General features: G+C 57.5%; 18 protein-coding genes and 1 pseudogene. 7 read left to right on the top strand and 12 right to left on the bottom strand.

The window, feature by feature from the left end; translation table 11 throughout:
- Positions 1 to 3 precede the first annotated feature (3 nt).
- The 3 genes from AAE029_RS01090 to AAE029_RS01080 are packed head-to-tail and all read left to right on the top strand — an operon-like array spanning position 4 to position 2684.
- Entirely contained in the window at positions 4 to 795 is a 792-nt protein-coding gene (locus AAE029_RS01090; protein WP_371070935.1) for an ABC transporter permease, read from the top strand.
- Positions 796 to 825: 30 nt separating this feature from the next.
- On the top strand, positions 826 to 1860 hold the full coding sequence (locus AAE029_RS01085) for an ABC transporter substrate-binding protein (RefSeq protein ID WP_371070934.1): 1035 nt from the start codon (positions 826 to 828) through the stop codon (positions 1858 to 1860).
- Between the two features lie 8 nt (positions 1861 to 1868).
- Positions 1869 to 2684 (top strand): ABC transporter ATP-binding protein, encoded by an 816-nt coding sequence (locus AAE029_RS01080; protein ID WP_371070933.1) that lies wholly within the window; start codon positions 1869 to 1871, stop codon positions 2682 to 2684.
- Between the two features lie 442 nt (positions 2685 to 3126).
- Here AAE029_RS01080 and maiA read toward each other — a convergent pair whose 3' ends face one another.
- Positions 3127 to 3762 (bottom strand): maleylacetoacetate isomerase, encoded by a 636-nt coding sequence (gene maiA, locus AAE029_RS01075; RefSeq protein WP_371070932.1) that lies wholly within the window; start codon positions 3760 to 3762, stop codon positions 3127 to 3129.
- Between the two features lie 173 nt (positions 3763 to 3935).
- On the opposite strand from maiA, the gene AAE029_RS01070 reads away from it, so the two are divergent.
- On the top strand, positions 3936 to 4403 hold the full coding sequence (locus AAE029_RS01070; protein WP_371070931.1) for a MarR family winged helix-turn-helix transcriptional regulator: 468 nt from the start codon (positions 3936 to 3938) through the stop codon (positions 4401 to 4403).
- A gap of 86 nt (positions 4404 to 4489) precedes the next feature.
- On the opposite strand, the gene AAE029_RS01065 is transcribed toward AAE029_RS01070, so the two are convergent.
- The 5 genes and pseudogenes from AAE029_RS01065 to AAE029_RS01045 form a co-directional block, all read right to left on the bottom strand.
- Complete coding sequence (locus AAE029_RS01065; RefSeq protein ID WP_371070930.1) at positions 4490 to 6247, bottom strand: acyltransferase family protein; 1758 nt, start codon at positions 6245 to 6247, stop codon at positions 4490 to 4492.
- A gap of 406 nt (positions 6248 to 6653) precedes the next feature.
- Positions 6654 to 7008, bottom strand: a pseudogene (locus tag AAE029_RS01060) (type II toxin-antitoxin system RelE/ParE family toxin).
- On the bottom strand, positions 6995 to 7270 hold the full coding sequence (locus AAE029_RS01055) for a type II toxin-antitoxin system ParD family antitoxin (RefSeq protein ID WP_371070929.1): 276 nt from the start codon (positions 7268 to 7270) through the stop codon (positions 6995 to 6997). Before AAE029_RS01055 ends, AAE029_RS01060 begins: the two are co-directional and overlap by 14 nt.
- 197 nt (positions 7271 to 7467) lie before the next feature.
- Positions 7468 to 9243, bottom strand: coding sequence for a cytochrome c biogenesis protein DipZ (locus AAE029_RS01050; protein WP_371071520.1), 1776 nt, complete (start codon positions 9241 to 9243; stop codon positions 7468 to 7470).
- A 241-nt stretch (positions 9244 to 9484) separates the two neighbouring features.
- Positions 9485 to 10567 carry a glycosyltransferase family 4 protein gene (locus AAE029_RS01045; RefSeq protein WP_371070928.1) on the bottom strand — a complete coding sequence of 361 codons (1083 nt, stop codon included), beginning with the start codon at positions 10565 to 10567 and terminating at the stop codon, positions 9485 to 9487.
- A 632-nt stretch (positions 10568 to 11199) separates the two neighbouring features.
- Here AAE029_RS01045 and AAE029_RS01040 point away from each other — a divergent pair.
- The gene (locus AAE029_RS01040) at positions 11200 to 13227 is read left to right on the top strand and encodes a hydrolase (protein ID WP_371070927.1); all 2028 of its coding nucleotides are present in this window, start codon (positions 11200 to 11202) and stop codon (positions 13225 to 13227) included.
- 100 nt (positions 13228 to 13327) lie between these two features.
- On the opposite strand, the gene AAE029_RS01035 is transcribed toward AAE029_RS01040, so the two are convergent.
- The gene (locus AAE029_RS01035; protein WP_371070926.1) at positions 13328 to 14326 is read right to left on the bottom strand and encodes an NAD-dependent epimerase/dehydratase family protein; all 999 of its coding nucleotides are present in this window, start codon (positions 14324 to 14326) and stop codon (positions 13328 to 13330) included.
- The gene (locus tag AAE029_RS01030; RefSeq protein ID WP_371070925.1) at positions 14310 to 15956 is read right to left on the bottom strand and encodes a GMC oxidoreductase; all 1647 of its coding nucleotides are present in this window, start codon (positions 15954 to 15956) and stop codon (positions 14310 to 14312) included. Before AAE029_RS01030 ends, AAE029_RS01035 begins: the two co-directional genes overlap by 17 nt.
- A 584-nt stretch (positions 15957 to 16540) precedes the next feature.
- Here AAE029_RS01030 and AAE029_RS01025 point away from each other — a divergent pair.
- Together AAE029_RS01025 and AAE029_RS01020 are read left to right on the top strand one after the other, a co-directional pair.
- On the top strand, positions 16541 to 18226 hold the full coding sequence (locus AAE029_RS01025) for a GMC oxidoreductase (protein ID WP_371070924.1): 1686 nt from the start codon (positions 16541 to 16543) through the stop codon (positions 18224 to 18226).
- Positions 18227 to 18385: 159 nt separating this feature from the next.
- Complete coding sequence (locus tag AAE029_RS01020) at positions 18386 to 19825, top strand: oligosaccharide flippase family protein (protein ID WP_371070923.1); 1440 nt, start codon at positions 18386 to 18388, stop codon at positions 19823 to 19825.
- 35 nt (positions 19826 to 19860) lie between these two features.
- Here AAE029_RS01020 and AAE029_RS01015 read toward each other — a convergent pair whose 3' ends face one another.
- The 4 genes from AAE029_RS01015 to rfbF all read right to left on the bottom strand — a co-directional run bounded on the left by AAE029_RS01015 (position 19861) and on the right by rfbF (position 23728).
- Complete coding sequence (locus tag AAE029_RS01015; RefSeq protein ID WP_371070922.1) at positions 19861 to 21150, bottom strand: NAD(P)H-dependent oxidoreductase; 1290 nt, start codon at positions 21148 to 21150, stop codon at positions 19861 to 19863.
- Between the two features lie 86 nt (positions 21151 to 21236).
- Positions 21237 to 21803, bottom strand: coding sequence for a dTDP-4-dehydrorhamnose 3,5-epimerase (gene rfbC / locus AAE029_RS01010; protein ID WP_371070921.1), 567 nt, complete (start codon positions 21801 to 21803; stop codon positions 21237 to 21239).
- A complete protein-coding gene (locus AAE029_RS01005) occupies positions 21800 to 22879 on the bottom strand; it encodes an NAD-dependent epimerase/dehydratase family protein (protein ID WP_371070920.1) in 1080 nt (359 codons plus the stop codon). Before AAE029_RS01005 ends, rfbC begins: the two co-directional genes overlap by 4 nt.
- Positions 22880 to 22960: 81 nt before the next feature.
- Complete coding sequence (gene rfbF / locus AAE029_RS01000) at positions 22961 to 23728, bottom strand: glucose-1-phosphate cytidylyltransferase (protein ID WP_371070919.1); 768 nt, start codon at positions 23726 to 23728, stop codon at positions 22961 to 22963.
- Positions 23729 to 23802 lie beyond the last annotated feature (74 nt).

Here is a 23802-nt window from a genome sequence, read left to right as displayed (position 1 = left end):
GAAATGAACGGTAGTCTGTTTGCTGGAAAAATGTCGGGCTGGATTGGTTCGGCCTTCCTGTCGGCGTTGGTTTTCGTGGCGCTGATCGCCCTATGGTGGCTCGCAGTCGTCGTATTCAATATTCCGGCCTATCTTCTGCCACCGCCACACGCGGTGCTGCCGGAGCTGGTCAGCCAGCGTCAAAGCCTTTGGAATCACTCGCTGGTCACGATCCAGGAAATCGTGTTCGGCTTCGCCCTTTCCATCGTTACGGCAATCCCGCTCGGTCTGCTTATCGCGCTTTCACCAACAGCCAAACGGATGCTCTATCCGTTGCTGGTTTTCATCCAGCTTGTGCCGAAGATCGCAATCGCACCCCTGTTTGTCGTCTGGATCGGATTTGGCCCGACATCCAAGGTAATGCTGACGCTGCTGCTGACCTTCTTTCCGCTGCTTCTGGCAAGCATATCGGGGTTCCAGATCCTGGATCAGCGCTTCCTGTATCTCACCCGGTCGATGGGGGCGACCGTTTGGCAGACGTTCCGCTACCTTCGCTTCCCATCCGCCCTGCCGGTCATTTTTGGCGGGTTGAAGACCTCCGCGACCATCGCCGCGACCGCCGCGATCGTGGCCGAATTTGTCGGCGCGAACCAGGGTCTTGGTTACCTTCTGCTGCAGGCAACCGGTGTCATGGATACCAAGCTCGTCTTCGCGATCCTGTTTGTCATGACGATCATCGGCCTGGGTCTCAACAGCATCGTCGAGGTCGTCGAATACCTGATGACCCCGTGGCGCAGAAACCGCAATTCAGACTGAACTCAGCATAAATGTAAAAGGAGGAGAAACATGAAAAATACAGCAACATTCCTGTCGAAATCGAAAGCCCTGCTGCGAGCGGCAGCTGTTGCGGCGGTCGCGGCAGCCTTCGCCGGTCCGGCAGCCGCCGCCGATCCGACACCCCTGACCTTCTGGCTCAACTACCCGGCGGCCGGCTTCAACGCAGGCTTCGAACTTGCCGTCAAGAACGGCTATTACAAGGATGCCGGCCTGGACGTCAAAATCGAGCCGGGCAATGGTTCGCAGATCACCGCCCAGCTCATCGCCGCCGGCAAGGCGGATATCGGCTTCGCCGATTCCGCGCCGGTCATGAAACTCGTCTCCGATGGAGCGAAAATCAAGGTCCTTGCCACCATCCTTCAGGGTAACCCGAACCAGGTTACGGCTCTCAAGAAAACGGGGATCAATTCTGTAGCGGAGCTGAAGGGGCATTCGGTCGCCATTCCGAACGGTGGTTCGCAGGCGGCAATGTTTCCACTCGTGCTTGCGGCCAACGGCTTGAAAGACACGGACATCAAAGCCGTGAACATGCCGAAGGAATCCATGGTCGCCGCCCTCATGCAGGGGCAGGTCGATGCGATCCTCGGTTCAATCGACTTTTTCTCAATCCAGCTGAAGGACCTTGGAGCAGAGACGACGGACTTCCCGTTCATCGATCACGGCGCGCCGACGGTTTCGACGTCGATCGTCGCCTCTGAAAGCTTCCTCAAGGAGCATCCCGATATTGCGAAGGCGTTCGTGGCGGCAAGCCTGAAGGGCTGGTATGCGGCCGTTGACGATCCGAACGCAGCCGTCGCCGCGATGAAGGCAATGTTCCCGGATGCATCCGAGGAACAGGCGCCCGCTCAGCTGGAGGCCACCAAGTATCTGATGTGCGTCAACCGCGCAAAGTTCGTCGGCAAGGCCACGCCCGAGCAGTGGTCGGACACCGTGAAGATCCTGAATCAGATCGGCGTTCTGCCGGGAAACGTCGAGGCGGCATCCTATTACACCTATGACTACCTGCCGCCTGAATCCGAATTGCGCTCCTGCCCTCTGAAGTGACGAGACCCATGAAGCAGTCCACACTTGCATCCAATCGCCCAGACATTGCCGACAAAGACATCAGCGGTGTCAGAATCCAGATCAATGGCGTCAACAAGGTCTTCGGCGGCTTTGAAGCACTCCAGCCAACGTCCATCGATATACAGCCCGGAGAATTCGTATCGGTCGTCGGGCCGAGCGGATGCGGCAAGAGCACGCTGATGCTCATGGTCGCCGGACTCCTTGATCCTTCGAACGGCCAGATCAGGGTTGGTGGAAAGCCCCTGGCGGGCGCGCTTACCGATGTAGGTATCGCATTCCAGGATCACCTGCTTCTGGAATTCCGCACGGCGATGGATAATGTTCTGCTTCAGGGGATTATCAGGGGCCTTCCGCTCGATCCCATCCGCAGACGAGCGGAACAGCTTTTCGAGCGGCTGGGGCTGACAAAAGCTGCCAATCGGTATCCGAGCCAGCTGTCGGGCGGCATGCGCCAGCGCGTATCGCTTGCCCGGGCGCTCGTCTTGAAGCCGTCGGTTCTCCTTATGGACGAACCGTTCGGTGCCCTGGATGCGCTCACGCGCGTCCAGGTTCGCCATGACCTCGAACAGCTGTGGATCACCGAACGTCCTACCGTGTTATTCATCACGCACAGCGTCGAGGAAGCCGTCGGCCTCGGCGATCGGGTTTTGGTCATGGCCCCATCGCCCGGCCATGTCGTCGAGGAAATCAGGATCGATCTTCCAAGACCCCGCCCCGTTGCGCTTGGTGAGGAACCTGAGCTGGCCGAGTACTCCAGGCGCATCTATGATCACTTCGCTCGCCTCGGAGTGATCCACCGGTGACGGAGGCGTTTGCTGGTGCCAAATCGGCAGGCTCAGTTTTGTGGGAGCTGAGCAAGGACGACTGCGGCAATCTCTCGCCGCAATCCTCCTTGCTGGTTGATCGTCTGAAGGCCGTCCAAGCCCGCACGCGCGTTCCGGTATCCCGCGCTAGCGCAGCGAGCGGAACGCCGCGCGGATTTCTCTGCTGAAGAGATCCGGTTGTTCCCAGGCCGCGAAGTGCGCACCGTTGTCCACCACGTTGAAGTAAATGAGATCGTGATAAGTCCGTTCCGCCCCGAGGCGCAATGGCTGCTGACCAACCACTGGGCGGCATAAGGCGGAAAAGAGGTATCCCGCAGCCAAAAGTGTAACGAATTGCTGGCGGGAAGGCGGGCGGATACATGGAGATACAAGGGACACTCGCCATCGGCACAGGGGCCAGGACACGCACACCGAGTGTTGTTTATTTCCTGGCCGAGGGAGCGTTGCCGGCGAATGCCGGGATCGCTCGAAGATTGGATACGATTTCAGCAATATTAGGCCACTGATTGACATCCAGTCCGAGTCGCTCGGCGCCGAACGTCTGCGGAAAGAGAAAGACATCAGCCACCGACGGCCTATCTCCGACGACGAACCGGCCTGTTCTCCGCTCCGCGATCAGCGTCTCAAGGGCAGCCATCCCTTCACTGATCCAATGGCGATTCCAGTCGGCGATGCCATTTGCATCAATTCCAGGAATGGTGCTGAGACGGGCGCCAACCCTCGGAGGTAGCAGAGGGTGGATCTCAGATGCGATCGCCAGGGCAACGGAGCGCGAAAAAGCTCTGGCCACGAGTTCTCTCGGCAGCAAGGGCGGCTCAGGGTGAAGCTCATCGAGGTACTCGATGATGGCAAGCGATTGCGTGATCAAGGTGCCCTCGTCGGTCAACAGCGCGGGCACAAGCCCTTGCGGATTGACCTGAAGATAGGCGGCTTGCCGGCTTTCGGCTTCCATACCAAAGATGTTGATCGGCTGCCTCTCAACATTCAACCCCTTGAGGGCAAGAGCGATGCGCACGCGGGACGCGGCAGAAGAGAATTCGTTCTCATACAGTCTCACAATCGATCTCCTTTTGGCTTGGGCTGGAACGCACCGCATCATTACGGGTTGATGATACCAAGATAATGATTATTATAATAACTATTATTGCGACAGTAGTACCTGGATCGCAAGGAGTCTACAAGCGCGATAATCATTCGCGTCATAATTATTTATACCTTCGGGAGAATCCGATGACCAAGAAGACCACGTCCCGCAACGAGACCGCCAGGCTGGCAGACTTCATGTGCTTTGCGATCTACTCGGCCAACCTTGCTTACTCGCGGGTCTACAAGCCCGTCCTGGATCAGCTTGGCCTCACCTATCCTCAATACATAACGATCATCTCTCTGTGGGAAGAGGATCAACAGACGGTGAAAGGCTTGAGCGAGAAACTGTTTCTGGAGCCGAGCACCATGACCCCGATGCTGAAGCGCCTGGAGGCCATGGGTTACCTTCGGCGGACGCGGGACAGCGAGGACGAACGCAACGTTCGTATTTCGCTGACCGATGCCGGCCGCCGCCTGCGTGAGAAAGGCTTCGGCTTTGGTGAGGTGACGGTGAAAGCCTCGGGCCTGACGCCTGAGGAATTTCCAAAGCTTCAGAAAGCGGTTACTCAGCTTCGGGAAAATCTGGTCAAGGCCAGCAAGGAGGAGACTTGATCGCCATTGGCGAATGTTGATGCCGGCTCCCGTGGGAATAACGACCCGCCGAATCTCGATACGTCAAAGTCCGAACCAAACGCTTTTCAGTTCAGTGTGGAAAGGGCGGGATCGGAGAAAACGCGCTTCGAGAAATATATCGCGCCCTGCTTTGTCAGATGGACTCTGTCTTGCGACAGGAACAAGCCATTTTCGTCGAAGACCGGCATGGTCGCGCCGTCGCCGACCAACCGTATCAGGTCGACAAATTTGCTGCCAGCGGGAAGCGTGGAACGCTGGATGTCGTTCTCATCGAGCGTGAACCGCATGAGCTTCACCCTCGCGCTGGCGCGCTCCTCCAGAGGCGTACGCAGAAAGGGATTGAGATTGTAGCCGAAGTGCTTCGGACCCACGACGATCACCTTGCTTGCGTTCTCATTGCCGATATCTGCCGTCAATCGCGCGGCGCAATTCTCCGCGAGATAGACCAGGATGAAGACATCCGCCCTGTTGAAGAGCCGGGAAAGCGTGGGCGTGGGTGGAGCATTGCCGGAACATTCGTAGTCGTCGCGGTAGACGAGGTTATAATCCTTCCGGCGGCCGGCCTCCTCGATCATATTGACGAAATCGCGTCCTGTACTGTCACCCATGACGAGCACATTGCGCCTTCCGTCATCCGGGAATTCGTCCACCTTGAAGCGGAAGACGCTTTCATTGTAGGCGATGAAGAGTTCTCGGGCGTCAACTCCCTTGAAGAAACGGGCAGGGAATCCATGTGTCAGGTGCGCCCCTAATCCCGCTGCAATGAGGACCGTTGCCACAGTTGCAAGCCCCACCGAGACCGTCCGGATCGGTGTGATGGAACGATCGCGAAAAGGCGTCTCTACATACTTCCAGGTCAGCCATGAAAGCACGAAGGTCGCCGTCACCAGCATCGACATCGCGGCAGCGCTGGGCGGATCAGGGCTGTAGGTCCGCGCAAGCGCGATGAGCGGCTGGTGCCAGAGATAGACGCTGTAGCTTATCAAACCAATCCCGACGAGCGGTGATAGCGACAGAATGCGGCATGCGACCGTTCCCTGTCTCGCAAACAGCAGGACAAGTCCCGTTCCGACAACGGGAACCAGGGTGAAGATCGATGGATATGGCACATCGCTGTCGTAGCCAAATATTGCAATGGCAATCAGGATCATGCCGAAGGCGGAAAGCACCTCGTTGTGTTTCCGTCCAAGGTGGAATCCGGCGAAAGCACACAGAGAACCGAACAGCAGTTCCCAGGCCCGCGACGTCGTCAGGTAGAAATTCGCCGCTGGATGATAGCGTCTGCTGATCTCGCACGAGATAAGGCTCGCCACGAGGACCACCGTGATGGCGACGAGCGCAGGTTTACGCCCCCACCGCCACAGGATTAGCATGAGCAGCGGGAAGAGCAGGTAATACTGTTCCTCCACGCCGAGGCTCCATGTATGCAGCAACGGCTTGAATTCAGCCTCGAGATCCCAATAGCCGCTCGTCTTGGCAAGCAGAATGTTGTTTGCAAAGAGCAGTGTCGCCACGACGCTCTGCCCGAAATTCTCCAGCGTGTCCGGCAGCATCCAGAGCCAGGTGAAAGGAATGCTGGCGAGAAGCACGACGAACAGCGCCGGCAGAATGCGGCGAGCGCGCCGCTCATAGAAGCGGGCAAGGGAGAAGCGACCTTTGTCCAGCTCCTCGATAATGATCCCGGTTATGAGGAATCCGGAAATGACGAAGAAAATGTCAACGCCAACGAAGCCGCCGCGAAAGATGGAGAAGTTGGAATGCGACAGGACGACGGGCACCACCGCAATCGCCCGAAGTCCATCAATCTCGCGACGGTGCTCCATCTTCCTGGCCCGAAACAGCAATCCCGATCTGCATCCCCAGGCGGCTTTGCCTCATCTCCCAGCGAAAATTGGGGATACCGGTAAGCGACTGGCGCGAATGCAGAATCCGTAACATGGCGGCAAAGAGCGGATAATATGAACGAATTGTCTAAACATGCGGTCCGGAACCGCCGAAATCCGTAGTCGCGGATCGGCTTGCAGCTCAACAAAGTAGTTTCGGTCGGGAATTTAGGCCTTTTGGACAGGCTCCGGTGCGGGTATAGCGGCAAAGAGCTGCCTAGCTGTCCGGTCCGCGGTTCGATTGAACTGAGTGCAAACTCTGACTAAAACAGCCCTTCTCACTTTAACTGCCAAGCGACAGATCCCCGGCAGAATCACCGCTTCCCAAGTGTGGTCGGCCGGCTTCCTAGCCCTCGAGCATTCGCGCCATCATATGTCTGATATGATCCCGAACGTCGAAGAAGACGGCAACAAAGACGATCGTGCGGCGATTCTCTATCGGTAGAAATCAAACCGCAGCCTTGTCGCGTCGCAAAAATCGAATCCCGGGATGAATGTCCGACCGCAATGTTCCAATGAGCGGACTTTCAACTAATCGATCGATCGCCGAACGGAGGCCGCGAACCCTATCGGCCGCATGCTCCAAAGCCTCGTCGGAAGTATCCCCCAGACTGTGATAGGTATCGAACAGGTAATCGAAGATAAGCTCGAAATCGCGCGAAATCGCGATCTGCTTCGCCTGAGTATTCAATCTTCCACACGAAGAGCTCGCCGTTTCCGCTCGATCATGTCTTCGATCCGCTCTCCCATTTCCGCACCTGAAATCACCTGTCCGTCTAATCGACGGCGGATGAGTTTGCGAAGCGCCTCTGTCTCTACCGCTTCGGATTCCATCTTTTGCCGAAGGAGTTCTAAACCTTGCTGAGGAACCGCACTCAGGCTCGAATACCGCCCGGTATCAACAAGCGAGCGAGCAAACGCATCCTGCTGCTCGGTTAGAGAGATCGACGATTTGACGCTCATGATCCGTCTCCCTTTGATAAAAAGGCTACTCAGTCGCACACATGTCAAGGCTTCGATCCCTATCGTAACGAACCTGATTTACAAACGACGCCGGCGAGCGGACCATCGAACCGGAGAATGGCAAGCAGATCCTGCAGCAGCGCGCCAACAGCATCGTTGTCGCGGCGCCCAGTATGCTGCTTGCCGGGATCCCCTCCTCATCCAAAGGTGAAAGCAAACGCTTCAACGCCCGGGTCAAGGAAGCGGACCTCGAAGGTCCGCTCCCCAACGTCACCCGCCTGCCGCACGAGTTGATAGAGGCGCGTCTCGGTGACGGTGCCGTTACCCTCGGCATCGGTGTCCGCACCATGGCTTTCGCCCGGTGGCTTGCCATCGATCTTCACCTGAAACCGCACCGGTTTGCCATTGGCGCCCGGCCCGAGGACAAGATGCAGATCGCGGGCGCTGAATTTGTAAGCGATGCCGCCGCCGGCCCTATTGAGAGTTGCCTGCTCCGGCCCCACGGTCCAGTTGCCGATCAGACCCCAGTCGTTCAGTCCCAGTTCTCCTATCGAATAATCCCGGGAATCGCCGGTCTTTAGACCTTCGGGAGATGCGAAGTTCGCGGCTTGGCTATAGCCGATGTAAGTCTCGCCGGATCGGATGTTGCGGAGGTCAGGCGCCGCCTCGGCGCCTTTCGCATCCGGTGTTACGGGCTTGCTCTCAGCCTTCTGGCTACCAGCTTCGGCAAGCAATTCCTGGATGACCTTTTCCGATTCCTCGTAGTTACCCTCGCCGAAATGGTGATATCGGATCTGCCCCTTTGCATCGATGAAGTAAGCGGCTGGCCAATAGTTGTTTTCGAATGCCCGCCAGATCTTGAAGTTGTTGTCGATAGCGACCGGATAGCCGATCTTGAAGTCCTTGGTCGCGCCCTTGACGTTGTCGATCTTCTTTTCGAATGCAAATTCCGGAGAATGGACGCCGATGACCACGAGCCCCTGATCCTTGTATTTTTCGGCCCAGGCGCGTGTGTAGGGAAGGGTGCGGATGCAATTGATGCAGGAGTAAGTCCAGAAGTCGACAAGCACGACCTTGCCGCGGAGCTGCTCGGTCGTCAGCGGCGGCGAATTCAACCATTCGACCGCACCGTCAAGCGAGGGAAACCGACCCTCGACGGGCAAGTCGCTGCGAAAATTCTGACGGACATCGCCTGCTGCCGGCATCATGCCGTTGCTCGCGACCAGAGTGCCTGCCGCATCCGACGAACCGGTGTTCAGTTTGTTGAGGACGGCCTGCTCGAATGTCGATGTGCTCGCATAGGACAGGCGCGCGAGAAAACCGGTATCGAGGCCAAGCGCAATCGCAGCGACGCCGGCAAGCACCGCGACGCCAAGGCCTTGGCGAATGCGTTCACTGCTGCCGACCGATTGCTTCATTCGCGCAAAGACGCGCCCGCCGATCAGAAGAGCAACGGCGAGCGAGGTGGCCGCACCGGCCGAATAGGCAAGCAACAGGAGCGTCGTCTGAATATTCGCGCCCTGCAGGGCCGCACCAGTCAGCACGAGGCCGAGGATCGGTCCGGCACAGGGTGCCCAGAGCATGCCGGTTGCGATACCAAGCAACAGCGAGCTCCCGGCCGACGGAGCCGAACGTGATACACCGGTCGAATTCAAAAGACGGTTCCCGAATATGACGATCGGACGCGTCAGGATTTCCGCCAACCGCGGTGACAGCAGGGTCACACCGAAGACGGCAAGCAGCGCGATCGCGAGATACCGGCCATATTCATTGGCATGAACCGCCCAGCCACCACCGACCGCGGCAAGCGTGGCTACGACGGCGAAGGTCATTGCCATTCCGACGAGCATAGGCAGCGTGCTTTTGAGGAACGGCTGTCCCGCACGCGCGAAGACGAAAGGAAGCACCGGAAGGATGCACGGACTGAGGATCGTCAGCACACCTCCGAGATAGGCAATAGCGAGAAGGAGCATCATCGTTTCCTTTAGAGCGATTGATCGGCCGCCCGGCAATTCGAAGAAAAGGGCCAAGCGGTCTACCGTTCGCAATTACGAACCGCTTTGGGCGCAACGGCTGGACTAAGCCGCCGATCGCATAAGGCGAGGGAGACGTATCCCGCGTGTGTCCTGATCGGGCGAAAGTGTAATGAAGTGTTGGAGAATGGCCGACCGTTACATTGGGATACAGGAGCGCGCCGCTTTGGTTGTTATTGTCTTACGCAGCCTTCGCTTCAATAGCTTTACCCCGCGACAGTGCCGACAGGTAGACTTGCATGGTCTCATTGGCGACCCGATCGATTTTCAGATTCTCGATCCGTATCTGGCTCTTTCTTTTCCACTCATCGATCAGTTCCGGTTTTTCGAGCATGCCGATCAACGCTGTTGCGAGGGCTTCCGGATTGCGCACTGGCACAAGCAGCCCTGCTTCACCGTGCTCCAGTAATTGGGGGATACCGTCAACCTCGGTCGCGATGATCGCACATTGCGCCTCTCGCGCCTCCGACAAGACCAGAGGGGCAGGATCCGCATGAGAAGGAAGGACAAAGATGTCCGCACCCAACATGTAAGAGAATGGATCGTCCGTCGAACCGAGAAAGTTGACAGCCTCAGCGCAGGCCCATGTGGCGACCATATCCTTATAGTTTTCCCTGAAAGGGCCGTCTCCAACGATATAGAGACGCGCGGAGGGGAAGTTCTGGTGCACGATTTGGAATGCCTGAAAAAGATCCGGCAGTCCCTTGCGGGGATGAAGTCCCCCGACGAAAAGGATGCTGGGCGACTGCAGTGCCGCCGGCTCTTTCGAGCGGCCTTCAAACCGACAGGATCCGATAGTTCCGTTCAGAACCACGTGGAGCTTCGACACGGCAACACCACGCCGCCGCATCGATGCGCCGACAACCTCGCTGACCGCAATCACGCGTGTCCCGAGACCCATCAGCGTTGCACTTTTTTCGAACTCATTATGCACTGTCGTAATCAGGGGAATGCCTGAGAGCTTACATAGCGGATAGGCCAGCACTGCACTCGTCACCATGTGCGCGTGGACAATGTCAGGACGAAAGGCCCGGATATGACGGCGCAAGGAAAACAGACCCCTTGCCAAGTTCGGAAGCTTTCTCTTGTGGTCAACGATCACCGTTTGGATGCCATGCATGTGCAACAGGCTGTCGAAATCACCTCCCCCGCTTGCGACGCACACCTGGTGACCGAGCTTTGCCTGCGCACAGGCAAGATCGACAGCCGCATGCACATGACCGTTCAGGCGTAGAGTATGATTGAGGATTTGCAAAATGCGCATGACGCATACCCCGTCGTTGGACTTGCCTTTGGCAGGACAAGCATACCAGAACTGCCGCTTCGGTGACGAGCTAACCCTAAATGGCACTATTCACCTGCGCCACTCTCGTGTGCTGCCGATGGCAGTTTCAATGCAATTGCAGAGTGCCGATCAAGGGCACCCTTGGCGATCGATCCTTTCAGTATTAACGCGCACAGCCAATCCGTGCCTCCGGCCGCTCTTCGAAGAAAACGTGCATAGAAGACGGACGCAAGCTTTAACAGAAAGATCAAAATGCTGTGCTGTGGACAAGTATATGATCCAATGGCTTGCGCTATCGATGATAATTCCCTGATACCGCGCATCAAGATGACGAATTCCTTAGCATGTACATAGTTCATTCAAGCAAAAGTCGATACTTTTAACAGAATATTATTTCAATAAAAAACAATCGATCGTTGAATTATTTAATCAAGATACTTAATAACTCAAGAGTAAATAGAATTATGACTTGCCATATCTCAGTTGATGCTGATATCATTTCACAGGTTACGCAACCATACTAGCAGCTTTTGCTGTCTCGGTCGAAGGGACTCCTGACAGTCTCTTGTCCGTGATGTAGGTGGAACTGACCGGCGGCGAAGGGATATCCAATGCTGCGGCGAAGCCTCAACCATCTTCAGCGCCCCTTGAGCGGCATAGATTTGATCTCCACGGATGTCTTTGACACCTTGCTGCTCCGCCAGCCAAAGTCCCGGCGCTCCCTTCTGATGGCAGGCGAACGATGTTTTGCACAGCTCCTCAAGGAGTACCGCTTTTCGATCAGCGCCGAGGAGCTCTTGCGCGCTCGCTTGCTGGCTGAACGCTTTGCTTACCGTGCATTAAACACTGGTGGCGGCATCGGCGAGGTGCGGCTGACAGACGTGGTCTCTCGGCAATTAGCAATGCTCGGTCTTCCTCCTCATTTGCTTGAAAGACGATTGGCGATTGAGAACGCGATTGAGAAAGCCTCCTTGTCGGCGAACGGTCCCCTGGCCATGGCTCTGCGGCGGCATCGGGAGGATGGCATCCGAATCATCGCTGTCTCTGACACCGGTCTGCCGACCGAAAGCGTGGCTGACCTGATAAACCACTTTCATGGTCCGAACCTGATCGACAAGATCTATGCAAGCGCTGACGTCGGCGCGAGTAAAAGACATGGCGGATTGTTTTCAGCTGTCCTGGAGGCTGAAGCAGTGTCCCCATCAAGCATCTTGCATATCGGTGATGACAAGTTGGCTGACTGCTCAGTGCCGGCGAGTATGGGCATCAATACGATACACATTCCCAAGGGGTGGCTCAGGCGACATGCCTCCCAGGCAGATGGAGCGCGCACGGAGGCGTTAAGAAGGTTTCGTCGGCAACTGACTTCGCTTGGCTATCGCCCTCCTGCCCTGGGCGATGACGTCTCCTTTGGGCGCGAGGTCTTCGGACCGATCGTTGCCCAGTTCTGCCTCTATATCTGGCTTTATGCCCTTCAGGCAGATGCGCAGGGCAACGCTTCCCTGCTATTTTGTGCAAGGGGAGGGATCGGTATCCGGCAAGCGTTCGAACGTCTGCTCGACAAGCTCGGTCTCCCGCTCGAAATCAGACGCGATAATATCTTGATTTCACGCCTCATTGCCGCGCGCTCTGCACTGATAAGACGGAGCTCTGCGGTACTGGAAGAGTTGGCGCGCGAGTTTAAGACGAACAGCTTCTCCGAGGTGGCCGAGGCATTGGGCAGCCGTCACTACCAGCTTCCGGCGCCCTGGCAGGAAGACTTTGTCCCTCAGCACTTCTTCGCGATGCTCGACACGCCTTCCGGTCGAGAGGTCCTTGAAGATATCGGCAGGCAAAACGCCTTGTTCATCCGTCACCTGGAAGACATCTGCGGCTCGGCGGAGCGCATTATACTCTGCGACACCGGACTCTATGGCAGCACGCAACGGCTTGTGACGGCGGGTTTGCCTGACCGGCGCTTCGAAAGCATTCAATTCGCGCGCTGCAATTACAAAGATTTAAGCGAAGAGCACTTTTCGCATGTAACGGGATTGGTGGTCGAAGAGAACCTCTATAATCCTCTCAAGATCGAAACCGTAATTCTGAGATATTGGCAGATCATCGAGACCCTCTTCGAGCCCGCCATTCCTTCGGTCCGGCATTTGGAGGAAGCCGCCGATGGCAGTATCAACGGCAATTGTGGGGAGATCGCCTACGGCAAGCTCGATGTGGCCGCCGGTAATCCGCTTCTTTCCGGTGTCCTCCAATATGTGGATGGAGTCAGTAGCGGCGCTGACGTGATGCGCGAAGCAGATGCGGCGTGGAGACGCCTGAAGCTGGCCATTACCAATCCGAACCCATCCGACATGGTCTTGCTGGCTGCAGGCCCGCGCTCGATCGATTTCGGCCGATCCGAAAGCGTGCCTGTCCTCAATCAGTCAGAAACTTCCGACATCGTTCACAAGTTAAGATCGGTGAAGTCGCAGCTCTGGCGAGAAGGAGCGATCGCCCGCGATTTCCCGCACCTAAAATCTGCGCTACTCCCGGCGCTTGAAATGGCCCATGTCGTTAGGGGCCTCACGGCACGTTTGCACAAACGAATGGGGCGAGCGAGCACCCTATCCATCAGCCAGCTCATCCGCGCGCCGCACTGGTACTGATAGGAAGGCAGCAGATAGCGCCACAGAGCCAAAGCCTGTTACATGAGTCTCGATTAGTCTTGCGTCACTGTGTGTTTTTGTCCTGCACTCGGCCAACCCCTCATCCCTGATGTTGCTGGGACTGCTCGCGCAAGGTTGCCAGCGCAAGTTTCTCGGCCTTTGCCATCCCGAACCGGAAACGGTAACCGGCGGCTTTCAGACGATTGTTTGAAAATCTCATTCGCCAGAGAGGGTTTCTGAGCGGAAGCGTGCGGAATCGTAAGAAGTCGCGCAGCCAGTCTGCAATCCATGGAACGTTGACGGTGCGATAGCGGCGATCGCCGCTTGCGGCAAATGCCTTACGCATAAAATCGATATGCCTTGGCTCGGCGAATTCGTCCTCAGCTAGGTTGAAGACCTCGACGCCCCCGGCGCTTGCAGCTCCCTCCCATCCACGTTCCATGAACCAGATCAGCGCGTCCGAGACGTCGCCCACATAGATGTGGTGGGCATGGCGATGGGCCACTAGCATCCGTTTGACCGGGTTCCAGTCGCGTATGCCAATGATCTGCGAGACGTCGACCACGACGGCTGGTCGGAAAACAAAGTATCGGACCTTGCAGGCCACCTCTCGAAGCGCCAACTCGCCTGCAAGCTTCGTCCGCCCATATTCGCGCACATAATCAAGCGCCCAGTACTCGGACGGCACGTCACGATCATGCGTCAAGACCGGAGAATCTTCAGTAATAGCTCTGGCAAGTCCGCTTCCGTAAACCGAAACCGAGCTTGTGTAACAGAAGACGGGTATCTCCGCACGTTCGGCGGCCAGCGCCAGTGCTCGCGTCGCTTCGACATTCACACGCCCCATGCGGTCCTTTCGACCGAGCTCCGCAGCAAGATGCACGATACCATCGCAGCCCTCAACCACAGGATCGAAAGCGGTTTCCTCAAGGAAGTCGACTGTTCGCCATTCCATTGCAGGACCGTAGTCGGGGGGGACCTTATTTCCCGACGTGGTCGCTCGAACGAGATAGCCGCGCTCAAGGAGGTCGGCGACAACCACGCGGCCGATCCGCCCGGTTGCACCCGTAACAAGCACTCTCTTAGGGGCTGACGGCATGCATCACCGCCCTGCCGGGAGTGGAATTTGACTTGCGCGTCTTCAGATGGTCGGCCATCCGGACCGCCATCGCGACGATCATTTGCGTTGGATTGCAATGCCCGACCGTTGGAAAGACCGAACTTCCCGCAATGAACAATCCCGAAACACCATGGACCTCGCAATTGACGTCGACAACACCCTTGGTGGAATCGCTCGACATGCGGGTGGTACCGGTCGGATGCGCAACATCGACGAAGGCTGACGGAATCTCGGCCCCTTCACGAACCCAGTCAGCCAGGACAGGCTTAGGCAGGCCGATCGTCGGGAACTCCTCGGCGACCAGTTCCGCCATTCTTCGCATGGTGCGCGACTCTTCCGGATGGCTGCGCCAATCGATCTTCGGCAATCGCATTCCCAGTTGGTCCCGTCTGTCAGAGAGAGTGATGCGACTGTCCGGATCGGGAACCTGTTCGCACATGCAGTCCAGGGTAAGCTCATCAAGCTTGCGGGGAAAGCCGTTGCGGGCTCCGAAATAGTCCACGACCCCACGCAACATCAACGGGATGTTCTTCACAAGACTTACCGCATCCTGAGGGAAAATCGGCGCCCGACCCGCGAACCGTCTCAGCGCGTCCCATGGGTCATCCCATGCAAGAATTTCCCCAAGCCACGCGGAGCAGTTGAGCAGCGATTCCTTCCGCTGAACATCAGGGCTGAGCCTGAGACCGGCCCTGAAAAGGTGACCCTTGACATTGTAGCGTCCGAAGCGACGTTGCAGGGCTCGCGAGCCGCCTACCTTGAAGAATGCCGCCGGACCACGCAGGTGATCCATCAAATAGCGCCCCACCTGGTCATGGTCGTTGCCGAGACCGGCTGGAGTTACCGTGTCGGAGTTTAGAAGTATGCGCGCATTTTCGATGCCACCAGCGCAAAGGACGACCGTGGGTGCGGTGATCCTGTGCTTGCGTCCGTCGAGTGTTGCAAACTCGACGCCCTGCACAGAGGTTGCGGACTCCACCGGCAGGACCCGTAACACGGTTGCTCCGGTCACCAGCGTCACGTTTGGCCCGAGGCGGCTGGGCAGATGCCGACCAAAGCGCATGTACTCGAAAGGGTACGCCTCCGCGTCGTCCCTGCTGAATTGCCAGAAAAATGGCAGAAGGAGAGCAGGATCAACTTCAGAATTCGGAGGCGCGCGCTGCGCGATCTCCCAAAACCGCTCGTCACTAAAGCCACTGCCCATGGCCAGTCCGAGATGGGAAGCACTGCGATCGAGATAGGGGATTATCTGAGTCAGAGCGATTGGCCAACTTGAATAAGGTACCCATTCGCGCTCTTCAAAGTCGAAGGCGTCGAAGCCGGCGCACCGTCCGCCCCAGGTGTAAGAGCTGCCGCCGAGGACCCGATTGCGAACGGACCACTGATCACTGGCGCGGGCGCGACCAACGTTTTCGATCTCGTTGAGGGTATCGATCTCAACATTTCGTTCCGCGCCTCCGCTTTCCAGGAGAACGATTTGGCGGTTAGAGCTCGACAGCTCCCGCATAATCGTGCTGCCTGCCGGTCCCGAGCCGACCACGCATATGTCACATTGCAGGAGAGGGAGTACTTCCTCGTTCACGGACGAATGCAAATCGATGATCGCCATAGTCCTTGGCCTTCCTGAAGATGTCCCGTTTGCGGCTGTGTATCCCGGCCCGCCTATAAATGCTTCTTGCGCAGAAGTGAGACGACGACTTCTTTGAGGCGCCGGTGATGTTTGCAACGCGGGAATAATTCGCGCAGTCTGCGAATTCCAGCTCAATCCCGATCTACAGTTGACGTGATATTACCCTCGAATCCTTCCGGCCTCCAGTATAAATTCGAGCGATGCTTGCCCACCTCGTCGTTTCTGCCAAATTGTTTGTTTAAGCTGGACGCACTTATTGTAAGTTGCTATGCTGCTTTGCAATAGCAGGCTGTAGGGGAAAATTTGGAGGGCACCTCCCCGACAGCCTCCCTACAGTGGTTGAAATGGCTTTGCGGTGCGGCATCCGAGTGAGGCCGCGCAAACAACCGTCCAGATTTGGACGTCAAGATTACATTTCAAGCAATCCGGATTGCTTCCAATCGACTGTTAGATGGCAGACCCGTGACATCCGAACGTCTCGGTTTCTCGGGCTTGCTGCATTTGAATCTCCACGAGTCCAGAACTGCTTTGGTTGCCGTTGCGGAGTCTGGAGCACCGAATTGATGAGTCAATTCCTCGCGTTTGAAAGGATTTTCTCTCACTCGATGTTCGTTGATTTGGATGTTTTGCCTGATCTTTGGTGTGAGGTCTGCATCGTCGGTGCCGGACCCGTCGGCCTTGCGTTGGGCCTCTCTCTGGCCAGCAAAGGCGTGCGTACACTGATGGTGGAATCGGGGGGCGACCGACCGAGAAAGCGCAGCCGTGATGTGTCCGCGCTCGCATCATACAATGATGACCATCATCACTCATCCGAGGCGACCGTCGTCAGGGCTCTTGGTGGAACGTCGCTGCGTTGGGGCGGACGTTGCGTTGAATTTGACGACATAGACTTCGAACCTCGCGATTACGTGAGCGAGGGCGGTTGGCCCATTCCGCATTCCGCGCTTAAGCCATATTACGGCGCAGCCCGGAAAGTGCTGACAGCCGACTTCTCTGAGAACTTTCAGAGCGGTGAGAATCTTGTCTTCGCACGGTCGCGGGAAAGCTGGGCACGCATCCGCAATGTCGCGAGAGCCAACTATCACGCTCTACGCGACAACCGTTCATTGATGATCTGCAAGAATTGCACAGCAACTCAGATGCACGTCGATGCGGACTCCGCCAGACTGATGGCTCTCACGTGCGTTGCCAGGCGCAAGGCGCGGCTGATAACGGCGCCTTTTTTTGTTTTTGCCGGCGGAGGACGGGAGAACACGCGGCTCCTGCTTGAATTGCAGCTGCAAAAGGCGCGCCTTTTTGGTGGCGCTGGCGGTCCTCTTGGCCGCTTTTACATGGGCCACCTTGCCGGTGAGATTGCGTCGATTTCCTTTGCGCGGACATCCAACGCAGCGCCGTTTCTGTTCAGAGTTTCACAGACCAAAACTGTCATTCGGGACCGGCTTCAGCCAACAGCCGGAATCCAGCGAGAGCACGGGCTCCTGAACATAACGCTCGGGCCGGATAGCCTACGTCCGGATGAGGTCATCGGGGGCAACGGCGCAGCCTCGCTTTTTCTCGTGGCGCGCCACATAGCGCGGCGCGCACGAGATCCAGTCTTTCGCAATTCTATTTCGGTTCGTGAAGCGTTCAACGCACACCTGAGAAACATCCTGGCGCATCCGATGCAGGCTGCTTACGGCAGTTCGCGGCTGCTCGCTGGCAAACTCTTAACTCCCGAACGCTACCCTCAGTTTTCGATTCCAAGCCCGACCAACACCTACCTTCTGCGCTATCATGCCGAGCAGACCCCATTATGGGAAAGTCGCATCAAGCTTAGCAACCAGAAGGACGCGAATGGCTGCCATCGGCTCGACGTCGATTTTCGATACTCGCACAATGATTTCCACTCAGTCGTAAAGGCGCATTATCTGTTGTCGGAGTGGCTCGGCCGAAATAGCATCGGGCATTTGACGTTTCTCAAGCCTGCCGACGCCCTGGAGGAGTGGGTTGGTTCACAAGCAATCGACGGCTATCACCAACTCGGTCTCACGCGCATGTCCCGGTCCAGGCAAACAGGGATTGTCGATGGCGATTGCCAGGTCCACGACATTCCCAACCTTTTTATCGCCGGAAGCTCGGTCTTTCCAACATCCAGCCAAGCCAATCCGACGCTGGCGGCGGTAGCGATGTCGTTGAGGTTGGCCGACCATCTGGCGTCTAGGGTTAGTGTTCAGCGGCGCCATGTCGAGCTAGGTGTAAATCGGGATTGAGCTGATGGCGCCTGTCCGATCCGGTTGGCTGGATCGTCGGAGTGTCCGGCAATAGCAAGGAAATTGGTGCCGTAAGGTCGCAATTATGGCGGGGGGCAGAAATCACATGTAATCTTCTCGTGCTCAGACGCGAGCTGCGAGGATAGGGCTCGAACAATAGTGCTTACGTTGGCAACGCTCAAAGGGGCCATTTGGCTTGTGTTATCCCGCTTTGTCAGCAGGATAATAGATCTTGTTACCTTGCTCATTCTCGCACAGCTTCTGACACCAGCCGACTTCGGTACGGCGGCCCTCGGGACAGCTTTTGTCGTCGTCGTGGATACTGTGCTCGAAGTGCCGATCGCGCAGGCGCTTGTGCGGCTCAAATCCATTGATCGAAGTCATCTGGATACCGGCTTCACCCTGAGCGTTATTAGAAGTGTGGTGATGGCCCTGGTTGTGCTGGTCGCCGCCTGGCCCTATTCCGCCATCAATAACGATCCAACGCTTGTCCCGCTGGTTGCGGTGCTGGCGCTCGGCCCCCTCGCAAGAGGCTTTGCCAGCCCTGCCATGGTACACTTTGCTCGCCAGCTGAGTTTTAGGCAGACCTTCCTGATGGAAACGGTAGGCAAGGCCTGTGCGTGTGCTTCTGCCACGGTCACCGTCCTTTTGGGAGGAGGATATTGGGCGATCGCCGCCAATTTTGTCGCAGCCTCGGTGGCGGCCAGCTTGTTGTCCTACGCAATTGCGCCGTACCGTCCGTCCCTGACGCTGAGCCGTCTTGCCGATTTTGCCGGCTTCATCGGCTGGTTCAGCTTAGCCCAGCTAATCTCCGCGCTGAACTGGCAGTCAGATCGCTTCCTTATTGGAGCCGCTGCCGACAAGGCGACGCTTGGCCGCTATGCTGTGGCGAGCGATTTGGCGGTCTTGCCGACACAAACCATTATCGGGCCGGCCTTGCAGCCGGTAATGGCTGCATTTGCGCTGATCAGCTCCGATCCAGAGAGGGTCAGGCTCGCCTTCCTCAAGGCTGTGCGCTTTGCCATGCTTGTTTCCGTGCCTGTCGCTCTTGGAATTTCACTGACGGCTGACCTTGCGACCGATCTCCTTCTGGGCCCACAGTGGAAGGACGCGGCTCCGTTCCTAAGCCTCCTTGCACTGGTTGTGATCCCGATACCCTATTTCCAGACTGTATATTCCGTCAGCCTTGCGCTTGATCGCCCGGACATGATTTTCAGGCTCAACGCGATCGACCTCTGCATTCGGGTCGTGTTGATATCGGTCGGGTTCTATTTGTACGCCGCCGAGGGCTTGGCCATCGCCAAAATCGTGCTTTCCTGCATAATGTTCGCCTGGTATCTGGCCAAGGCAAAGGAGCTACTGGGCCTTGGAATCCTTGTTCAGCTACGGAACATCTGGAAAGTCGCCCTCGCCGCTGCGGCGATGGCGATTGTTGTTGTCGTGCTGCGCAGGGCGATATTCGCCTGGGGCTGGAACGATATCGGCGAGCTCGCTTTAGTCGCGACTACGGGAGCAGCAGTCTATGTCGCAGTGCTCTTTGCGCTTGGCCTAAAGCTGGTAATCGGCCACGGGCGACTTGAACTGGCGGACGATCGTTGACGGGAAACGCGGTTCACCGCTTCCAGGTTGAAGCGCTAAGCAGGGAAGACGGCATCCTGCTCTGCGCGGAGCTTGTCGATGAGCCGCCCGGGCGGACGCTCCACATCGTCATAGGTCAGCACCGTGTCCTTCGGCACATCGCGACGCAGGCGGCAATCCTCGGCCAGCCCGATTGGCAATAGCTTCTCGGCGCGTGAAACGGCATAAGTTTCGCATTGCCCATACGTGCAATAGCCACCCAATCTGTCGATAATGTCGCCGGCCTTTAGATCCCTCTTGGCGGTCGTGATCACCTCAACCCTGGGCCCTGCAAGCGGTTGAATCACAGGGTCCCGCAGAAGGACAGCGCGGGCGATGGAGATCGGCACCTCGAAATGGCATAGGTGATAGGGAGTGTAGAAGCTGTAGAGCGGCCCCTCCCCGAGCTTGTAGAGATTGAGGAAATGTCTCTGCTTCGGATCGTCATGGGTAGCGAACACGAAGATCCCGGGACCAGGGCGCGTGCCGATCACGTAGTCCACTATCCCGCCGAGCTCCCGCAGCATTTCGAGGTCATAGCGGGTCACGACTTCATCCACATGGCCCGCATGCTCATAGCCCAGCATGCCGCGCTTTGCCACAGTCATGCCCGTCGCATTCGCCACGAGCGCCTGTTCAAAGCTGATCTTGGTGCCATCGGCAAAATTCGTCACCATATAGGGATTCTGTCCCCAGCGTCTGGCAAATTCCGCCTGGGTGGCGGGCGTGCGGTAGTGATCCTGAAGTCCCTTGATATTGCCACAGACAAGTGGGGTCAGACCGAGCTGCCTGACGAAGCGATAGAGATTCATCTCCGCGCCCGGCTGGTCGCCATCGCTTCCGGTCAACAACACACCTGCCTTGTCAGCATGGCGCTTGAGGATAGGGCCGATCGTCCCGTCGAGCTCGGCATTCATGGAGACGAACGTCCTGCCGTTCTGGATCGCGCTCATCGTCAGGCGCGCACCGAATTCCATCGCGCCGGTTGCGTCGACCAGGCAATCGATCAATTCGCAGCCGGTCAGCAGCTCGGCATCCTCGGCGATCGCCGCATGCCCCGCGGTGATCGCCGTTTCGAGCGCGCGTGGGTTCGTGACCGTTTCGATTTTCTCGATCCCCGCCTCCCGAAAGGCGCGTTCGGCATTGGCGAGCGTCCGGTTGGCAATTGCAACAAGCCTCATGCCCGGAGTCGAATTGACGATCTGGTTCGTGATGCCGCGCGCTAAGACGCCGGCCCCAAGCATTCCAACGCGAATGGTGACGCCCTCGTTCTCTCTTTTCTTAAGCAGATTATCGACAATGATCATTGTGCAACTCTCCGATTTCCGCCTTCGATACCCCGGGATATGCCCGGGCGATGCCATTCCGGTAAGGCCTGCCCCGCCGCTGCGCGCTATGGAAGATCGCGAAGCCGCTCCGTGTCGGGTGCGTTTGGATCGAAACGCGGCCAACGCTGATCCTTTTCGGACACTTGCATCCGCTCGACGGGCCATTCGATGTCGAACCACGGATCGTCATAACGAATGCCGCGCTCGTTTTCCGGTGAGTAGAAGGCACTGACCATATAGAGCGCCTCGGCACCGTCCGTGAGCGTCACGAAGCCATGCGCGCAGCCCCGCGGCACATACATCGTCAGCCGGTTCTCGGCCGAAAGCTCCGCCCCAAACCACTGTCCGAAGGTCGGTGACTGCGGGCGCACATCGGCGATGACGTCATAAAGCGCGCCCTGGATGCATCGCACAACCTTTGCCTCGGTGGCCGGAGGCAATTGATAGTGCAAACCCCGCAGCGTACCACGCTTGACAGAGAAAGGGTTGTTCACCTGCACGAAATTCGTGACGAGGCCGGCAGCCTCGAATTCCCTCTGGCAATATGCCCGCGCGAAAAACCCGCGATCATCTGCGCGTCTCTCGAGCTCGATGAGGTGCGCTCCGGCAAGCGGGGTTTCATGAAAGATCATGCGACCCTCTCGTTCGGCTGCTCTGTCCTGCTGCGCCATCTCAGATCTTCTGTCAGCGCCTGGCTGGACAGGTTCTGCATCAGGGTCTTCAGGCGGATGAAATGGGAATTGCGGAAGTCCGGGTCGTTGAAGCCCATCGCGTTCAGACCGGATATCAAGCCCTGAATTGACCTATCCAGTGTTTCGCGCGGGGCATGCTGCGGCGCCAGCCGCTTGAACATACTGAAATCCACGCGGTAGGATCGCCGGTCCGGCTGCGCATCCCGGTTGATGGAGACATTGATCCCGCCAAGTGATTTGGCAACCGCATGGGCAAGTTCCGCCATTTGGAAGTTCCAGTCGTCGGATCCAGCATTGATGGTCAGGACCTCGCCATTCTCGTCCGCGTCGCGAACGAGTGCCCATTCGATGGCCCGTGCCATGTCCTTCACATGGATCAGCGGCCGCCAGGGGGTTCCAGCGCTCAACACCGCGATCCCGCCGGTGGTAAGGGCGCTTGCCACGAAATCGTTCAGAACGAGGTCGAGGCGCAGGCGGTCCGACCAGCCGCAGGCGGTGGCGAAACGCAGGTTGGTGACCACCAGGCGGCTGTCCGTCATCTGCGCGAGAGCCTCCTCTGTCGCAATCTTCGAGCGCGCATAGGCCGTGAGCGGGTTAATCGGATCGCGTTCGCAGCGCGGGCGAGGGTCATCGTCCACGCCGTAAACACTGCAGCTCGAGGCGTAGACGAATCGCTTCACCCCCGCCCCGGCGGCCAGCTCGGCGAGTCGCACGCTTGCCCTGAAGTTAATGGCTTCCGTGATACGCTCGAAGCGGTTCCCCATCGGATCGTTCGACACGGCGGCGAGGTGTACGATCCCATCGATCCCCTCCAGATCCCCAAGCGTCAGATCGCGAACATCCTTGAACCATTGCTCGTCAAGACTAACCTCGGGCAGGCGATGACCTGTTGTCAGGCAATGCGCGAACCAGCCGCTGTCGACACCGATCAAGCGCGCATCGGGAAAAACGTTACGCAGGTGCGCCGTTACGACCGGGCCCACATAGCCCATGTTTCCAGTTATCAGAATATTCATGGAAACCTCTCAGGATCTGTTCCAACTATCGCAGTCTCGACATGATGTTTTTCTCGATTGTTCGGGCGGCTTTGCGAAAAGCTACCAGATCTTCCAGGGGGCTTGGCCACTGGCCCAAAGGCTCTCAAGGATATGGCGATCGCGCAGCGTATCCATCGGCTGCCAGAAGCCATCGTGGTGGTAAGCGGTGAGCTGGCCTTCCCGGGCAAGCCGTTCCAGCGGTTCACGCTCCCAGACGGTCAGGTCCCCTTCGATATAGTCATCGACCTTGGGGCTCATGACGAAAAACCCACCGTTGATCCGACCCTCATCGGCCGGCTTTTCGCGGAAGGTCAGGACGCGCGCTCCGTCCGTCCGCAGGTTGCCGAAACGCCCCGGCGGCTGGGTTGCGCACAACGTGACCAGACGACCCTCCCGCTTGTGAAGGGCTATCGTCTCCGTGATGTCGATATTCGACAGACCGTCACCATAAGTCAGGCAGAAGACTTCCTCTTCCGCCACATAGGGGAGAATACGTTTGATGCGCCCGCCGGTCTCGCTCTTGTCCCCAGTGTCGATGAGCGTGACAAGCCAGGGTTCCGCCCGCCGCCCGTGGATTTCATATGTATTGTTCCTGAGATCAAAGGACACATCGGAGGAATGCATGAAATAGTTGAAAAAATAGTCTTTAATTACATGGCCCTTGTAGCCTAGGCAAACTATGAAATCATTTATGCCATGGGCGCTGTATATCTTCATGATATGCCAGAGGATCGGCTTTCCGCCGATCTCGACCATGGGCTTGGGTCGGGTCGAGGTCTCCTCGGACAATCTCGTCCCCAATCCCCCCGCAAGAAACACTGCTTTCATCGCCAATCACCTGAGGGGCTGTTCTCTAAGTCCAGAGACGTGCTGAATTCGAAGTTGATGGCCTTTAAAAATTA

This window comes from Sinorhizobium sp. CB7 (genome assembly GCF_041357635.1).
Lineage (GTDB): Bacteria > Pseudomonadota > Alphaproteobacteria > Rhizobiales > Rhizobiaceae > Rhizobium.
This window is presented reverse-complemented; position numbering and strand designations above follow the sequence as displayed.

Bases quoted from the DNA above. Each gene is read 5' to 3' on its own strand.
- AAE029_RS01090 (WP_371070935.1), top strand. From the start codon at position 4: ATGAACGGTAGTCTGTTTGCTGGAAAAATGTCGGGCTGGATTGGTTCG.
- AAE029_RS01085 (WP_371070934.1), top strand. From the start codon at position 826: ATGAAAAATACAGCAACATTCCTGTCGAAATCGAAAGCCCTGCTGCGA.
- AAE029_RS01080 (WP_371070933.1), top strand. From the start codon at position 1,869: ATGAAGCAGTCCACACTTGCATCCAATCGCCCAGACATTGCCGACAAA.
- AAE029_RS01070 (WP_371070931.1), top strand. From the start codon at position 3,936: ATGACCAAGAAGACCACGTCCCGCAACGAGACCGCCAGGCTGGCAGAC.
- AAE029_RS01065 (WP_371070930.1), bottom strand. From the start codon at position 6,247: ATGGAGCACCGTCGCGAGATTGATGGACTTCGGGCGATTGCGGTGGTG.
- AAE029_RS01055 (WP_371070929.1), bottom strand. From the start codon at position 7,270: ATGAGCGTCAAATCGTCGATCTCTCTAACCGAGCAGCAGGATGCGTTT.
- AAE029_RS01050 (WP_371071520.1), bottom strand. From the start codon at position 9,243: ATGCTCCTTCTCGCTATTGCCTATCTCGGAGGTGTGCTGACGATCCTC.
- AAE029_RS01045 (WP_371070928.1), bottom strand. From the start codon at position 10,567: ATGCGCATTTTGCAAATCCTCAATCATACTCTACGCCTGAACGGTCAT.
- AAE029_RS01040 (WP_371070927.1), top strand. From the start codon at position 11,200: ATGCTGCGGCGAAGCCTCAACCATCTTCAGCGCCCCTTGAGCGGCATA.
- AAE029_RS01035 (WP_371070926.1), bottom strand. From the start codon at position 14,326: ATGCCGTCAGCCCCTAAGAGAGTGCTTGTTACGGGTGCAACCGGGCGG.
- AAE029_RS01030 (WP_371070925.1), bottom strand. From the start codon at position 15,956: ATGGCGATCATCGATTTGCATTCGTCCGTGAACGAGGAAGTACTCCCT.
- AAE029_RS01025 (WP_371070924.1), top strand. From the start codon at position 16,541: ATGAGTCAATTCCTCGCGTTTGAAAGGATTTTCTCTCACTCGATGTTC.
- AAE029_RS01015 (WP_371070922.1), bottom strand. From the start codon at position 21,150: ATGATCATTGTCGATAATCTGCTTAAGAAAAGAGAGAACGAGGGCGTC.
- rfbC (WP_371070921.1), bottom strand. From the start codon at position 21,803: ATGATCTTTCATGAAACCCCGCTTGCCGGAGCGCACCTCATCGAGCTC.
- AAE029_RS01005 (WP_371070920.1), bottom strand. From the start codon at position 22,879: ATGAATATTCTGATAACTGGAAACATGGGCTATGTGGGCCCGGTCGTA.
- rfbF (WP_371070919.1), bottom strand. From the start codon at position 23,728: ATGAAAGCAGTGTTTCTTGCGGGGGGATTGGGGACGAGATTGTCCGAG.